Genomic DNA, 15,497 nt, shown 5'->3' on the forward strand with positions numbered 1-15,497 from the left:
TGCTAAGAGTATTGGTATTCCTAAAATGAGGCAGCAGTGTCCCTTATTCAACAATTGGCTGAACGTTCGGCAGCAACGTTGAATTGATAGCCTGAGATTGGCTGAATGTTCACTCCACTTTCCCCGAAGTTGCCAGATCTGTCACTTTAGTCCAGCATTCTTGTCTTATCGATCAATGTACAGGATTTGCCGTGGAAGACTTGCTGCGCCACTGGTTTGGGGACAAAACATTCGGGCGGGCTGTGAATTATGCTCGAAGCGGGCGGGTATTGAAGTATCACTACGATTCCAAAGAACGCGTCCTCTCCGGTGTGATTAATGGCAGCGGCAGGAATGTTTACACGTCTGAAATTGATTTTGAATACGACGATTTTTCTGAGCCTGTTCAGACCATTGGCGAATGCAGTTGCCCGGTAGGGGTGAGTTGCAAGCATATTTGTGCGGTCTTGCTGGCAGCGCTGAAAGAAGTGGGTGAAGACAAACTGCGAATCTGGATATTTGGTACAGAAAGGCCGCTATGCGCTCAAAAGGACGTCAACCACCCGCAAACTCTTGAGAATAAGTTCGGTGGTTTTTCAACGCTGGAGGCGAAGGAGCATTATGATCTCTGGTTGAGGTTTGTTACCGCCACGGCTATGGCCTCCGAGCGGGGCGTCAAGGTACCTGAGCCTGTTAAACCTCTGAATAGTGGGCGGCGCTACATACTGTATGTGTTGAATGGCCACTCTCAGGACGAATTCAGTTTGAGTCTTCATACCAGCCAGGCGCTAAAGCGCGGTGGTCATGGCGCGTTGAGGGATTTTCGTGACTTGCAGCGACTCAGTTGGGATGACAGCCCACCCTATAGCCTCGAAGATCGCCAGTTGGTGCAGCAGATGTATGCTGCGGGTTATCTCGACCCGTTCGAGAGCCACCAATACATGTGGGGAGGGGCTTCACCGGAGATTGAAGGAAGGCCTCCAGAAGCTCTTATCAGTATCGCTCGAACAGGGCGCCTGGCATGGGGGCAGGACGAGCGTATTCCTGTTCGGCCAGTGGATGCTCTAAAGCCGAAGCTGGAATGGTATGAGCAGGGTGGCATGATGCGTTGTCGGATGGTGGCTGCCGATGGTGCCCCTGCATGCCTGATTCCCACAGAGCCACCGCTCCTGTTGAAGGTTGATGCAGTGGAAGCCCCCAATACGCGACGTACGACCTTTATCGCGTTGATGGGGCCTGTCAGTGGTAGCCTCCCTGCCGACCTGCTGCAACATATGATAAATGCACCGGCTATTCCCCGCGATATGTTGCCTGAACTGCAGGAAGCACTTGCCCCCTTGCCAGGGTTTGACGAGGAGAATCTGCCTAAGGTTGAAGAGGTGCGCCATGTGACTCCGATACCTGTTCTGGTGTTGGATGGCGTGCCTGCTTCGGGCTCTTTATCTGGCGCCATGCCAATAACAGTGGCGCCCAGAGCCCGATTCTATTTTCAGTACGATAAGCTACGGGTTGAGTGGTGTTCCTTTCTGGATGAATTGATTGATGATAACGGGGTGCGTTATCCCCGTAACCATCAAGTTGAATCCCCCTGTGCTGACTTTATGTCTGAGCAGTTTCACAATGCCAATAAGTGGCGCTCGGAGGCAGCCTATCAGCAGGGCGATTATTGTTTGGGTTCCTTGAAATCCTGGGAGACGACGAGCAACTGGTTAGGGTTTCTGACAACCATTCCGGCCATGGAAGGCAATGGCTGGCAGGTTGAGATACACGACAGCTTCCCCTACGACCTGGTTTCTATCGACGATGATGACTGGTACGGAGAGGTCGAGGACAGCGAAGCTCAAGAAGACTGGTTTGGCCTCAAGCTGGGCATTGAGGTGGATGGTGAGAAACTTGACCTGCTGCCACTGCTTGCCAAACAGCTCAATCAGTTGCCACCTCCGGATAAGTTAGCGGCCATGAAAGACGATCTGGTGCCCATTGCCATCGGCCCTCAGCGATTTATCACGGTACCAGCAAATCGATTGCGTCTTATCGTTGTGACGTTGCTGGAGCTGTTTGGTGATCGGGGGGCCGGGGTTCGCAAAAGTCAGGCACCGATACTGGAAGAACTTGGTCGAGGCTTGGGGCTGGACTTTGCTGGCGGTGAAACACTGAAAGCGTTGGCTCGAAAGCTGAAAAGCTTCAAACGACTCAAATCTGTAAAGCCTCCAAAGATGTTTCATGCCGAGTTGCGTGATTACCAGAAAAAGGGCTTGGCTTGGTTGCAGTTTCTGCGGGAAATGGAGCTGGGCGGCATTCTGGCTGACGACATGGGGCTGGGCAAAACCGTTCAGGCTCTGGCGCATATCCAGCTGGAAAAAGAACGTTTGGCGAAGAACGGCGATATGCGACCCTGTCTTATGATTGGCCCCACCAGTTTGATGCACAACTGGCGTCGTGAAGCGGAACGGTTTGCACCAGAGCTGAAAGTGGTGGTTTACCATGGAGCGAAACGACACGAGCAGCTGAAGGATATAGGCGGCAGTGATCTGGTGTTAACCACCTACGCCTTGATTCAGAGGGATTTTGACAAGTTGCATGAGCACCATTGGCATGTGCTGGTTCTTGATGAGTCTCAGGCCATAAAAAATCCACGGAGCAAAGCGTCGCTTTATGTGCGGGATCTCTACGCAACTCAGCGACTCTGCATGACCGGTACACCGGTAGAGAACAATCTGGCGGAGTTATGGAGTCAGTTTGATTTTCTCATGCCCGGCTTCCTCGGCCCGAAAGACCGTTTCAGTCGTTTTTATCGCACCCCCATTGAAAGGCATGGTGATGATGACCGGCGCAAGCAGCTGGCACGGCGAGTCGCACCGTTTATGTTGCGTCGTACCAAAGAGCTGGTTGCAAAAGAGCTGCCACCGAAAACGGAAATTCTCCGAGAGTGTGAGCTCAAAGGCAGACAGCGTGACCTGTATGAAACCGTACGCTCCGCCATGGAGAAAAAAGTGCGGGAGGAGATTCACAAAAAAGGTCTGGCCCGCAGCCAGATTATTATTCTGGATGCGCTGTTGAAAATGCGACAGGCTTGCTGTGACCCCCGGCTGGTGAAAGTCTCTCAGGCGAAAAGTGTCAAAGAGTCTGCCAAGATGGCCATGCTGTGCGAGTTGTTGGATGAGCTGTTTTCAGAGAATCGCAGAATTCTGATTTTCTCCCAGTTTACCTCCATGCTGGCTTTGATTGAGGAAGAGCTGAACAGGAGGAAAGTGTCGTTTGTAAAACTGACAGGGAGTACCACCGACCGTGACACGCCAGTGCAACGTTTTCAAAACGGAGATGTGCCAGTGTTCCTGATTAGCCTGAAAGCGGGAGGCTCAGGCCTCAACCTCACAGCTGCTGATACCGTGATTCATTATGATCCATGGTGGAACCCTGCCGTGGAGGATCAGGCGACAGATCGTGCCTATCGTATAGGTCAGGATAAACCGGTGTTTGTTTATAAGTTGGTGGCTTCTGGCACGCTGGAGGAGAAAATGCTGGTGCTCAAAGAGCGCAAGAAAGCACTGGCTCAAGGGGTATATTCCGGCGGTGGACAAAAGGCTTCGGGCCTGACAGCCAAGGATCTGGATGTTTTGTTTGAGCCTTTGGCGGCGGATTGACAGTGAATCCATAATCGTATGAGTTAAGGCGGGTGTTTCACGTTCGTGGGTGTGGAGTTAACACTTTCGGCTTCTGCGTGAAATTATCCTGATCGGGTTTCCTTTCTCCTTGAGGATTGCTCGCCTGAGCTGCTGTTCCTGTGCCTATTACTTGCTGGTTCTATCGGTTTTCTGGCTTGGTATTTTATGGCCTATCACGGCGTTAAGCAGTGCTTACGACTAGTTGTGCCGGGTAAGAGTATGTAACATACCCGGTCTTTGTTTTTTGTGATTTTCTGACAATTTATTTCTTTGCTTTCCAGTGTGGGTGTGAGCTGGGGGGCGGTAGCGTCAGGAAAAACGCACGAAACCCCTTGCTATCAAAGACCTCGTAACGAATTCGAACATATCGATAATTGCCTAATTCTTCTTTTATCTTGTGCTCATATGCGTCCAAGGACGAATAATGAGCACAGCCGACGTGAATGCACATAGCTTGATCAAACAACTTTCTGAACTTCAAGACTTCCGCCAACCTTGGAAAATCGATCATAAACTGAGTGATATTCTGTTCTCATTATCTATGCTATGACTGGTGGTGCAAAGGGTTGGGCAGAAATAGCTGATTTTGGAAAGATATGCGAACTCTGGGCGCGGTCGTTGCCTTTCGGCAGGTTGGAGATACTCCTCAGAATATAGAAGATGTCAGTGTTCGCTACTATATCAGTTCTGCAGATCTCACAGCGGAAAAGCTAGCGACAAGTGTCAGAAGTCATTGGTCTGTCGAGAATAGTCTGCACAGGAAAAACGCATGAAACTCCTTGCTATCACCGGGCTCGCAACGTTTTCTAAATTAGCGATAACTGCTTAATTCTTCTTTTTTCTTGTGTTCTTATACGTCCATGGACGAATAAAGAGCACAGCCGACATGAATGCACATAGCTTGATCAAACAACTTTCTGAACTTCAAGATTTCCGCCAACCTTGGAAAATCGATCATAAACTGAGTGATATTCTGTTGCTCGTTATCTGTGCGATGACTGGTGGTGCAAAGGGTTGGGCAGAGATAGCTGATTTTGGAAAAATTCGTGAAGATTGGCTTAAAAAAATGGGCGATTTTTCTAACGGTATTCCCTCGCATGACACAATAGAGCGTGTTGTCAGCGTTGTTAACGCCAGGGAAAACGCATGAAAGCCCGTGCTATCACTGGCCTCAAGCAACTTGGAAAAATTAGAACACAATTTTTTCAACTGTGGTCTTATTCGCACCTAGCGAAATTTCCAAGAGTGTTTGAAGTTTATCATATTGAATACGAGAATATAGAGACATGAATATTGTAATTATTATTACACGTATGGATGAAATTGGAGGGGCGCAAACGCATGTTAGAGATGTTGCTATAGAACTAGTTAAGGATGGTAATAAGGTTACTCTATTATGTGGATATACCGGTGATTTAAGTAAGCAATTAGAAAGTAAAGGGGTTGTTGTACTGAGAATCGAATCACTTGTGAGAGAAATCTCACTGTATAGTGATCTTAAAGCATATCTGGATATAAAAGAAAGCATTAAAAATATATCCCCTGATTTGATAGCACTTCATTCATCAAAAGCTGGTCTTTTAGGTAGGCTAGCAGCTTCATCACAAAAAATACCTTCAGTATTTACAGCTCATGGTTGGTCATTTGCTGATGGGGTTCCGAAGGTTAAAAAGTTTATATACAAAAATATTGAAAAAATTGCAGCGTCATATGGAGATAGAATAATTAATGTGTCTGAATGCGATAGGCGTTTAGCATTAAAATACAAAGTTGGGCGTGAAAGTTCACATGTAACAATTCATAACGGCATTAAAGATCTCGCTGTCCAGTCAAAGCGAAGAAAGAAGAAATGTGATGTAATTATGCTAGTTATGGTGGCTAGGTTTTGTGATCAAAAAGATCATGATACTCTGTTGAGGGCCTTATCTGAAATAAAAAACCTTTCATGGAATCTTATGCTTGTTGGTGGGGGTGAACGAGAGAGTGAGGTTAGAGCGTTATCTGATAGTTTGGGGTTGAGTTCTCGTGTTGAATTTATGGGGGTGTGTGAAAATGTTAGTGATATCTTAAGTAGATCTGATGTATTTGTTTTAACGTCACACTGGGAAGGTTTACCTATTTCAATAGTTGAAGCGATGCGAGTTGGTTTGCCAGTCGTAGCAAGTGATGTTGGTGGAGTTGAGGAACAACTAAAAGAAAAATTGAGTTGGGGGTTGGTGAAGAGAGGTGACGTTGGTGATCTGAAGAGTAAATTAGAACTGCTTATAGAAGATGATGAATTGCGTTGTCAGTTGGGTGAAGAAAGTCGTGAGGTTTTTTTTGATGGTTTTAGATTTGAAAAAATGTATAGAGATATATGTGGAGTATATAGAGAGCTAGTTTCTAATTGAGTTATATGAAGGGTGTTCTTCAAAGAAAATTAAGTGCAATAATGCTTTTTTACCCTCCTCTAGAACAGTTGTTGATTCCGTTATCGTACTTTGTTTTAACGCCAGTTTTGATTTCATACGGTGAGAGTGTGTATGGCGTGTGGGCAATACTGATAACTTTTTCTTTGTTTTCTCAGGTTGTACACTTTGGTATGAGTGCATTAATACCGAGAAAAGTTTCACAGGAATTGGCCAGTGGGAACGAGTTAGAGCTAGAAGAATATCTGGGTGATATTCTTTCTGTCATTTTGTATGTGTCTGGAGGTTTTTTGTGTCTTCTGGCTTTAGGTTGGTTTTTGCTGGATGTTGAAGGGCGGTATTATACTTTAATTGTTTGTTTCTTCTCTATCGTCTTGTTTCAAGAAATAGATATGATTCAGGGTAATGTATTAAAAGGGATGGAGAGGTTTGGATGCAGCTTCTGGTTCGAGTTCGTATCCAGATCAATGTGGGTTCTCGTTGTGATTCTGGGGTATAAGCTTACTCTGAATATAATGTTTTCAACGGTGGCTGCTTATGCTGTAAGGGCCTTAATTAAAGCAGTATTAATGTGTGTGATATTGGGGTTGACTCATCGTGTTTCTTTTAAAGGTTTCAAAAGGAAACTTTCTCTAATAGGAGAGTCCCGATGGATGTGGTTGCAGTTAGTGGGTGGAATAGTAGTAGCAACTGGGGACAGGTTTTTTGTGACAAGCTATTTTGGGACTGAAATTCTAAAAGATTATTTGCCATTAGTGCAATTATCCCAACTACCCTTCAACTTGTCAGCTTCCTTTGCCCAACCCCTTCTTTCTAAAGTAGCAAGAGCGAAAGTTACAGGTACAATAATAAGTGGCCGGCTGCTAAGGGCTATATTAAGTTATTCATGTATATGTAGTATTCCTAGTTTGTTCCTTATTTTTTCAGGGAGTACAGTACTCTCAGTTTGGTTAGGCTCTGATTATGCTGTAAATAATACAGGTAACTTTCATGTGTTAATGCTGTCTTCCCTAGGGCTTTCTGTTTTGGCTCCTTTGCATTTTTCTTTAATAGGGTTTCAGGAGGATAGATTCGTTTCATTGGTTAATGTTAGTGCTGGTTTTTCATATCTAATAGCTATACTCGCGGCTGTACCCTTTGGCTTGGTTGCAGTTTGTTTGGCAAAAATCACTTATCCAATTTTTCAGCTTGTTTATTTGTTGAAGTTTTTTCATTTTTTTAGAGACAATAAATGAATATGATTTTTTTTTCGGCGGGGTATTTTTATGAATTGATTTTGATTTCTTCTCTTGCTTTAAAAATTGTTGTAGATAATAGCAGGCTGAAGCTAACGTCGCTATTGATGATTTTTTTTGGTTTCATTTTCGTACTCGTGACGTACTTGTTTTTTGGTAAGGTTTTAGGGTTTAAAATTCTGTCTCTTTTTGCTGTTGTTTTGCTATCAATACATTCCATTGATTTTTTTGTGAAATTATCTTTGGCTCTAATTGTGTGTATGGTAGCTGTATATATAGCACAGCATGGTTATAGTAATAAGCTCTCGTTTATCCCATTTTTTACAATTTATTTATGTCTTCTTCATTGTGGGGCTGATAGGAATAATCATAAGAAGTTGATGGCTTTTGGGATTGTGTTATTCATTGTTGACATCGTACAGGTGTTCCATTTTCAGTATCGGAGTGAGTTTTTAAAGTTGTTTACAGTCTCTGTCTTTTTTATGGTTTCAGAGCGAATGAGATATAAACTATATCTGGGATTAATATCTTTACCGTTTATATATATAGCATGCTTAATGTTTTTTTTGTATGCTCAAAATAGTGGTATGGTAGATTTTCCAAGCGTCAGCAATCTAGAGCGGAGTTTGATGGTTAAATGGATGTTTGAAAATATTGCAGAATATGTTTTTCATGGGGGAGGAGTTGAGATATTTCAAGAGAGTGTCAGCTATTCAAAGATGGCATTGAATATCGGTTATTCAGTTCCTAATGATCCTCATAATTTGTTTGTTTTGATGTTTATTGAATATGGTTTGATCGGGTTGTTGATGTCTGTTTTGTTTTATCTTTTTATTTTTCTAAAAAAAGAAATAAGGCACGCTTTTTCAGGAAATGATCTAGTTTGTTTTTCGATCATCTCTGTTGTGTATCTGGTATCAATGAATCCGTTTGACTATAAGACAAGATTGGTTGTGTCTGTTTTAATGGGGTTGGTTTTTAATGTCATTCTACGAAGAAGAGGTGTACCTTGCTATCAATAATAGTTGCTACATATAATGCTGAAAAAACCATCTATAAATGTATTGATAGCATCCAAAAACAAAAAATAGATGATTTAGAAATTATAGTTATAGATGGTGCATCCACAGATGGAACAGTTGATATTATTGAAGGGTTTCGTGATTCGAAAATAAAAATCATCTCTGAATCTGATCGTGGTATATATGATGCTTGGAATAAGGGGTTGAAGTGCGCATCCGGCAACTGGATTTGTTTTATAGGTGCTGATGATTTTTATTATGAAGGCGCTTTAGCTTCGCTGATGGAGTATGCAGATAATAACGCTCCTTTCATATATGGAACCGTAGCGTGCGAAGGTGCTGACGGGAACGTATCAGGGCGCCTAGGTGGGCCTTGGGTGTCTCCATGGGATAGTAGGCATCAATATATTGAGTCTGATTTGTGTTTTCCTGTAATGGGTTCAGTTTATTCAAAAAGTTTTTTTGGAAATAGAAGTTTTGATATTAACCTTGAAATAGTTGCTGATGCTGATTTGATTCTGAAATCGTTGAAGCAATGGAAAGGAATTGATCCTGTGTTTTCTCCCTCTATAAGTCCTGTTTTGGAAATGGGTTATGGTGGTGTATCAACAAGCCCAAACACATATTTAGTTTCATTGAAAGAATCATTTCTTGTGCGTAGAAGGAATGGTCTTTCAAATATCAATTACTCTCTTTTAAAGAGAGCGATTAAGATGTATTGCTATCAATGTCTTAAGGTCATAGCTGGTAAAAAGTTTTCCAATATGATTTTGAAGTCATATTATCGAGTCATGAAATGAAAATTTTACTAATAATAACAGGCCTTACGGTGGGGGGCGCAGAGAGGCAGGTGTGCGATCTTGCGGAGCAATTTATAAAAAAGGGGCATTCTGTAAAGATTATTGTTTTAACTGGTCCTGTTATTTTCAAACCATTTTCAGATATAGAGATAATACCCCTTGATATTATGAAATCTTCATTTCTAAGTTTCTTGAGTGGTTTGCGTATTAGTAGACGTGTTTTACTTGAATATGATCCGGATGTTGTGCACGGGCATATGATACACGCCAACATTTTCTCGAGAATTCTTAGATTGATAGCACCAGTAAAAAAACTCATTTGTACCGCACATAGTACAAATGAAGGGGGGGGGGGGCGAATGCTTGCCTATCGTTTGACTGACACTTTATGCGACATGTCAACTAATGTTAGCGATGAAGCAGTCAAAGCTTATATAAATAAAAAGGCTGCTCCAGACGATAAAATAATTACCGTTAATAATGGGCTAGATGTATCGAAATTCAAGTACTCAGTTAACTATAGAAATATAAAGAGAGATGTTTTAGGCGTTCGTGAAGATAATGTTTTGCTCATGACTGTTGGTCGTTTGACAGAGGCAAAGAATCATAAACTATTATTGCGGGTTTTTTCATTACTAAAAGAAGAACATAAAAACATAACATTATGTATTATCGGTGATGGTGAACTAAAAGAATATTTAATCCGCTTTGCAAGAACATTGTCAGTAGCTGATAGTGTACATTTCATTGGCAATGTTGATGATGTACAGAACTGGCTTAGCGCTGCAGACGTGTTTGTATTGTCATCATTATGGGAAGGATTTTCGTTAGTCTGTGCTGAAGCTATGCTGTGTGAACGCTATGTTATAGCAACAGACTGCGGTGGTGTTGCCGGGATTTTAGGGGATAAAGGTTCAATCGTACCAGTGAATGACATTGATGCCCTTTATTCTGAATTGGATAAATTTATACATGATAGATGCAATTTTGATGGTGAAGAGATTAGGAAGTCTATAGCCAGTAGGTTTTCTATCGAATCAATAGCAGCTCAATGGATTGATATTTATACTTCAGTATAGTGATAGGTATATATAAGTGAAAAAAGCATTAATTACAGGTGTAACTGGCCAAGATGGCTCTTATTTAGCCGAGTTCTTATTAGATAAGGGTTATGAAGTTCACGGGATTAAACGGAGATCATCATCTTTTAATACCACGCGAATTGATCATATCTTTGAAGATCCTCATGTTGAAAATCAGCATTTCAAGCTACATTACGGGGACCTTTCTGATAGTTCAAATTTGACAAGAATACTTCATGAAGTTCAACCTGATGAAGTCTACAATCTCGCTGCTCAGTCTCATGTAGCGGTCTCTTTTGAGTCCCCTGAGTATACAGCGGATGTTGATGCTCTAGGTAGCTTGCGTTTATTAGAGGCTATCCGATTTTTGGGGCTGGAAAAGAAAACTCGTTTCTACCAAGCATCCACTTCTGAGCTGTATGGCCTTGTCCAGGAAACTCCTCAAAAAGAATCAACACCATTTTACCCTAGATCACCCTATGCTGTGGCTAAAATGTATGCTTATTGGATTACTGTCAACTATCGAGAATCCTATGGTATGTACGCTTGTAATGGAATCTTGTTTAATCACGAATCCCCTCGCCGTGGAGAAACATTTGTAACCAGAAAGATCACAAGGGGCTTGGCGAGTATCTCACAGGGGCTTGAAGAGTGTCTCTACCTAGGTAATATGGATGCGCTTCGCGACTGGGGTCATGCTCGTGACTACGTTGAGATGCAGTGGTTGATGCTTCAGCAGGAACAGCCTGAAGATTTTGTTATTGCTACCGGAGTTCAATACTCTGTTCGACAATTCGTCGAGTTTACGGCAAAAGCGTTAGAATTTCGTATTCGGTGGGAAGGTTCCGGTGTCACTGAATGTGGTTATGTAGCCGCCATTGAGGGCACGAATGCTTCAGCCTTGAAAGTAGGGCAAAAAATAGTTGCTGTTGACCCACGTTACTTTAGACCTGCAGAAGTCGAGACACTTCTTGGTGATCCGGCTAAAGCCAAAGTCAAACTTGGCTGGGAGCCCGTGACTTCCCTTGAAGAGATGGTGGAAGAGATGGTCGAGCACGACCTTGACAGTGCTAAACGGCATGCAGTTCTTAGAGATAGCGGCTTTAGCACGCCTATTTCAATGGAGCATTAACATTGAAAATATTTCTCACCGGTGGGAATGGTATGGTGGGTAGAAATATCATTGCCCTTGCTAAAGAGCAAGGCTTTGAGATTGATGCTCCTGACCGGTCGACACTTGATTTGCTTAATTACGAAGCTGTTCTGGATTACATCAAACAATCCAAGCCCGATGTAGTGATGCACTGTGCAGGCTTGGTAGGAGGTATTCAGGCTAATATTGCTGCGCCTTTTGATTTTGCCTTCGTGAATATGCAAATTGGTCTGAATATAGTGAGTGCGTCTAATGCTGCTGATATTGATAATCTCCTTAACTTTGGGAGTTCTTGTATGTACCCCAGAGCTGCAAAAAATCCACTTAAGGAAAGTAGCATTCTGACAGGTGAACTTGAACCCACTAATGAAGGGTACGCCATCGCTAAAGTTTCCACTGCTCGTTTAGCACAATATGCGAACAGCCAGTTTGGACGTATCTATAAAACCCTTATCCCATGCAACCTTTATGGCTACTGGGATAAGTTCGACCCAGAAAAATCGCATATGATACCTGCGGTTATTCGTAAGCTTCACGAAGCGACGTTAAACAATCAAACGAAGGTTGATATATGGGGTGACGGGCTTGCAAGGCGCGAGTTTATGTTCGCTGAAGACCTGGCAGATTTTTCTCTATTCTCAGCAGCAAATATGGGGCGCCTTCCGGATTTGCTGAATGTAGGCTTGGGTTCTGATTACTCGATCAACGATTACTACAAAGCTATTGCAAATGTTGTTGGGTATAAAGGTGATTTCATTCACGACCTCTCAAAACCTGTTGGGATGAAGCAAAAGCTGGTAGACACATCTATACAGAGTAATCTTGGCTGGCAACCCAAACATACACTTGAAGAAGGCCTATCAAAAACCTATCAATATTTTCTTAAAGAGGTTCTGTAATGCTGCCACTAGCAACAACGACTTGGGATCAAAAGGAATACGATGCTCTGCAGACTGTTATAGACAGTGACATGTTCAGTATGGGACAAAAGGTCGCAGAGTTTGAGGGTGCCTTTGCTGAATTTATTGGAAGCCAACATTGCGTTATGGTGAACTCGGGTTCTTCAGCAAACCTTATAGCAATAGCTGCATTATTTTATACTAAGGATAATGCTTTAAAGCCAGGTGATGAGGTGATCGTGCCTGCCGTTTCCTGGTCCACAACCTACTACCCGTTATATCAATACGGTTTGAAAATTAAGTTTGTTGATGTGTGTCAGGAAACACTCAATATTGACCTTGATCAGTTGGAATTAGCTATTTCTGATAAAACCCGTGCAATTTTTTCTGTGAACCTTCTTGGTAATCCAGTTGATTATCAGCGTGTTCAATCACTGATCGAAGATAAAGATATTATCCTGGTTGAAGACAACTGTGAGTCCATGGGCGCTACCTTGCATGGAAAGCAGGCGGGCACTTATGGTGTTATGGGAACCTTTAGTTCATTTTTCAGCCATCACATCTCGACCATGGAAGGTGGAATGGTAGTGACAGATGATGAGGAGCTGTACCATATTATGTTGTCCCTTCGTTCACATGGTTGGACTCGCCACTTACCAAAACAGAATCATGTCTCGGATAAAAGCGATAATGATTTTTATGAATCTTTTCGCTTTGTTTTGCCAGGCTACAACCTGAGACCTCTGGAAATGTCAGGCGCTCTTGGCTTAATGCAATTAGAGAAACTACCTTCTATTATTACAGGAAGACAAGAGAATGCTAAATCATTCACAAAGCTATTCTCAGATATTCCCGGTGTTACTATTCAGCATGAGACTGGTGAAAGTAGTTGGTTTGGGTTTGCTCTCATTTTTGAGGATGGTAAAGAGAAACGTGACGAAATCGTATCTCTTTTCGAAAAGCATAATATAGCCTGTAGGCCAATAGTTGCTGGAAATTTTGTGCGTAACCCTGTTGTTGAATATTTTGATTATTCTGTTCATGGTGAGTTAAAGAACAGTGACACCCTGAGTGACTCAGGGTTGTTTATCGGAAACCATCACTACGATATTAAAAAACAACTTGGTGAAGTGGCAAGTATTATTAAAATAGCACTATGTATCTGATGAATGCTCTGTATTGGCTAACAGCTTCATATAACTCTATTTTTACAAAATATTCATGATTCATGCTGATGTTTTTAAATCTGTCGTTGCTAATGCTCCCCTCATATCTATCGATTTGGTAGTGAAAAATGAGCAGGGACAGATTTTACTTGGTTTAAGGGATAACCGGCCTGCTCAAGGATTCTGGTTTGTTCCTGGCGGGCGAATTCGCAAAGATGAATCGATAAAAAAGGCTTTTTCTCGTCTTGCTTTCATAGAGCTTGGTATTAATCTATCGATTAAAGATGCTGAATTTATAGGCGTTTACGAGCATTTTTATTCGGATAATTTCTCTGGTACCGATTTCTCTACTCATTATATCGTCATGGGATACTGCATGAATCTGGATGTTGATTTAAACACATTACCTCACGGACAGCATAGGGAATATCGCTATGTTACTAAAAATGAGTTGTTGAACTGCCTGAAAGTTCACAAGTACACAAAAAACTATTTTCTCTGATTTTGTGAAATTATTGATCGACATGGAAAGAAATAGTTACTGATTTCATACTATCAAGGCACACTTAACTATGTCTATTACTCCTGTTATTATGTCCGGCGGCTCTGGCAGCCGCCTTTGGCCACAATCCCGCTCTCTTTATCCAAAACAATTTCTGCCATTGGTTGACGAAAACACCATGCTGCAGAATACGATTTCACGGCTTGAAGGTCTGGATGCCGTGGCAAGCCCTGTGGTTATTGCTAACGAGGAGCACCGTTTCCTTGTTGCAGAGCAGCTTCGTCAGATTGGTAAGAGTGCTGATGCTATTATTCTTGAACCCGTTGGTCGGAACACTGCACCAGCGGTTGCTCTTGCAGCTTTAAAGATTACTTCAGAGCATAGCTGTTCAGAAGATAACGATCCGGTTCTTCTGGTTCTGGCCGCTGATCATGTGATCCTGGATATTGAAGCGTTTCATTATGCTATAGCAACAGCGTTGTCATCAGCTCAGGATGGTAAACTTGTAACTTTTGGTATTGTTCCAACCTCAGCTGAGACGGGTTACGGTTACATTCAGGCTGATAGACAGGATGTTAACAGCGCAGTTATGCCTGTGAAACAGTTTGTGGAAAAACCTGATCTTGCGACCGCTAATCAATATGTAGAATCTGGTAATTACTTCTGGAACTCGGGCATGTTTATGTTCAAAGCTTCCCGTTATCTGGAAGAGTTGAATCAATTTGGGCCTGATATTCTCTCCGCATGTCAGAAAGCCATGGCAGTTCAGAATACTGACCTTGATTTCGTTCGATTGGATGAAGAAGCATTTAAAGCCTGCCCTGATGACTCAATTGACTATGCTGTGATGGAAAAAACGACAGACGCTGTAGTTGTTCCTCTTGATGCTGGCTGGTCTGATGTAGGTTCCTGGTCAAGTCTTGCAGATATATCCGCTAAGGACGCGCAAGGTAACTCCACAATTGGAGATACATTACTCCATGATACCCACAATACTTATGTACGTAGTGATAAGAAGCTAATTGCAACCGTAGGGGTTGAGAATCTGGTTATTACTGAGACTGACGACGCTATCCTTGTTGCCCATAAGGATAAAGTACAGGATGTTAAAAAGGTTGTAGAAAAGTTGAAAGAGCAGGATCGCTCTGAAGTGAAACTCCATCGCAAAGTCTACCGTCCTTGGGGCTCGTATGACTCCATAGATCAGGGTGAGCGTTTTCAGGTTAAGCGTATAACCGTAAAGCCGGGCGCACAGCTCTCACTGCAGAAGCATTACCACCGGGCAGAACATTGGATTGTGGTCAAGGGGACCGCATTGGTAACCAATGGTGATGAGCCGATTCTGTTGACTGAAAACCAATCCACTTATATCTCGGTTGGCGTTGTTCACCGGTTGGAAAACCCAGGAAAGTTTGACCTCGAAATGATTGAAGTGCAGAGCGGCAGTTATCTGGGGGAAGACGATATAGTACGGTTTGAAGATACCTACGGGCGTTCCTGATCTTTGAAGGCTATGGGCTCCATTTTAAGAGCGGAAACTATAGTGATTTCTTTTGTGTATGGGCCCTGAGCCGTTAACTTTTTGG

Annotated in this window: 13 protein-coding genes; all 13 read left to right on the forward strand. The window is 42.7% G+C overall.

Annotated features, from left to right (window positions below):
- Positions 1–191: 191 nt before the first annotated feature.
- The 13 genes from QMA35_RS04215 to QMA35_RS04275 all read left to right on the forward strand — a co-directional run bounded on the left by QMA35_RS04215 (position 192) and on the right by QMA35_RS04275 (position 15,412).
- A complete protein-coding gene (locus QMA35_RS04215) occupies positions 192–3,623 on the forward strand; it encodes a DEAD/DEAH box helicase (protein WP_281645883.1) in 3,432 nt (1,143 codons plus the stop codon).
- A 617-nt stretch (positions 3,624–4,240) separates the two neighbouring features.
- Positions 4,241–4,417, forward strand: a complete 177-nt coding sequence (locus QMA35_RS04220) for a hypothetical protein (RefSeq protein ID WP_281645933.1) — start codon at positions 4,241–4,243, stop codon at positions 4,415–4,417.
- A 113-nt stretch (positions 4,418–4,530) separates the two neighbouring features.
- Positions 4,531–4,794 carry a transposase family protein gene (locus QMA35_RS04225; protein WP_281645884.1) on the forward strand — a complete coding sequence of 88 codons (264 nt, stop codon included), beginning with the start codon at positions 4,531–4,533 and terminating at the stop codon, positions 4,792–4,794.
- A 136-nt stretch (positions 4,795–4,930) separates the two neighbouring features.
- Entirely contained in the window at positions 4,931–6,034 is a 1,104-nt protein-coding gene (locus QMA35_RS04230; protein WP_281645885.1) for a glycosyltransferase family 4 protein, read from the forward strand.
- A gap of 5 nt (positions 6,035–6,039) precedes the next feature.
- Positions 6,040–7,287 (forward strand): hypothetical protein, encoded by a 1,248-nt coding sequence (locus tag QMA35_RS04235; protein WP_281645886.1) that lies wholly within the window; start codon positions 6,040–6,042, stop codon positions 7,285–7,287.
- On the forward strand, positions 7,284–8,309 hold the full coding sequence (locus tag QMA35_RS04240) for an O-antigen ligase family protein (protein ID WP_281645887.1): 1,026 nt from the start codon (positions 7,284–7,286) through the stop codon (positions 8,307–8,309). The genes QMA35_RS04235 and QMA35_RS04240 overlap by 4 nt, the downstream gene beginning before the upstream one ends.
- Positions 8,297–9,109 (forward strand): glycosyltransferase family 2 protein, encoded by an 813-nt coding sequence (locus QMA35_RS04245; RefSeq protein WP_281645888.1) that lies wholly within the window; start codon positions 8,297–8,299, stop codon positions 9,107–9,109. The genes QMA35_RS04240 and QMA35_RS04245 overlap by 13 nt, the downstream gene beginning before the upstream one ends.
- Positions 9,106–10,188: a glycosyltransferase gene (locus tag QMA35_RS04250; RefSeq protein ID WP_281645889.1), complete on the forward strand. Its 1,083-nt coding sequence runs from the start codon at positions 9,106–9,108 to the stop codon at positions 10,186–10,188. The genes QMA35_RS04245 and QMA35_RS04250 overlap by 4 nt, the downstream gene beginning before the upstream one ends.
- A gap of 16 nt (positions 10,189–10,204) precedes the next feature.
- Positions 10,205–11,323, forward strand: coding sequence for a GDP-mannose 4,6-dehydratase (gene gmd / locus QMA35_RS04255; protein ID WP_281645890.1), 1,119 nt, complete (start codon positions 10,205–10,207; stop codon positions 11,321–11,323).
- A 2-nt stretch (positions 11,324–11,325) separates the two neighbouring features.
- Positions 11,326–12,243 carry a GDP-L-fucose synthase gene (locus QMA35_RS04260; protein ID WP_281645891.1) on the forward strand — a complete coding sequence of 306 codons (918 nt, stop codon included), beginning with the start codon at positions 11,326–11,328 and terminating at the stop codon, positions 12,241–12,243.
- Complete coding sequence (locus QMA35_RS04265) at positions 12,243–13,409, forward strand: DegT/DnrJ/EryC1/StrS family aminotransferase (RefSeq protein ID WP_281645892.1); 1,167 nt, start codon at positions 12,243–12,245, stop codon at positions 13,407–13,409. Before QMA35_RS04260 ends, QMA35_RS04265 begins: the two co-directional genes overlap by 1 nt.
- A 55-nt stretch (positions 13,410–13,464) precedes the next feature.
- Positions 13,465–13,911: a GDP-mannose mannosyl hydrolase gene (locus QMA35_RS04270; protein WP_281645893.1), complete on the forward strand. Its 447-nt coding sequence runs from the start codon at positions 13,465–13,467 to the stop codon at positions 13,909–13,911.
- A gap of 70 nt (positions 13,912–13,981) precedes the next feature.
- Positions 13,982–15,412: a mannose-1-phosphate guanylyltransferase/mannose-6-phosphate isomerase gene (locus QMA35_RS04275; RefSeq protein WP_281645894.1), complete on the forward strand. Its 1,431-nt coding sequence runs from the start codon at positions 13,982–13,984 to the stop codon at positions 15,410–15,412.
- Positions 15,413–15,497: the final 85 nt, after the last annotated feature.

It is taken from the genome of Parendozoicomonas sp. Alg238-R29 (genome assembly GCF_947331445.1).
Taxonomy (GTDB): domain Bacteria; phylum Pseudomonadota; class Gammaproteobacteria; order Pseudomonadales; family Endozoicomonadaceae; genus Sansalvadorimonas.

Excerpts from the sequence above, each read along its gene's own strand:
- QMA35_RS04250 (WP_281645889.1), top strand. The coding sequence starts at position 9,106 with ATGAAAATTTTACTAATAATAACAGGCCTTACGGTGGGGGGCGCAGAG.
- QMA35_RS04220 (WP_281645933.1), top strand. The coding sequence starts at position 4,241 with ATGCGAACTCTGGGCGCGGTCGTTGCCTTTCGGCAGGTTGGAGATACT.
- QMA35_RS04265 (WP_281645892.1), top strand. The coding sequence starts at position 12,243 with ATGCTGCCACTAGCAACAACGACTTGGGATCAAAAGGAATACGATGCT.
- QMA35_RS04270 (WP_281645893.1), top strand. The coding sequence starts at position 13,465 with ATGATTCATGCTGATGTTTTTAAATCTGTCGTTGCTAATGCTCCCCTC.
- QMA35_RS04235 (WP_281645886.1), top strand. The coding sequence starts at position 6,040 with ATGAAGGGTGTTCTTCAAAGAAAATTAAGTGCAATAATGCTTTTTTAC.
- QMA35_RS04230 (WP_281645885.1), top strand. The coding sequence starts at position 4,931 with ATGAATATTGTAATTATTATTACACGTATGGATGAAATTGGAGGGGCG.
- QMA35_RS04240 (WP_281645887.1), top strand. The coding sequence starts at position 7,284 with ATGAATATGATTTTTTTTTCGGCGGGGTATTTTTATGAATTGATTTTG.
- QMA35_RS04275 (WP_281645894.1), top strand. The coding sequence starts at position 13,982 with ATGTCTATTACTCCTGTTATTATGTCCGGCGGCTCTGGCAGCCGCCTT.
- QMA35_RS04225 (WP_281645884.1), top strand. The coding sequence starts at position 4,531 with ATGAATGCACATAGCTTGATCAAACAACTTTCTGAACTTCAAGATTTC.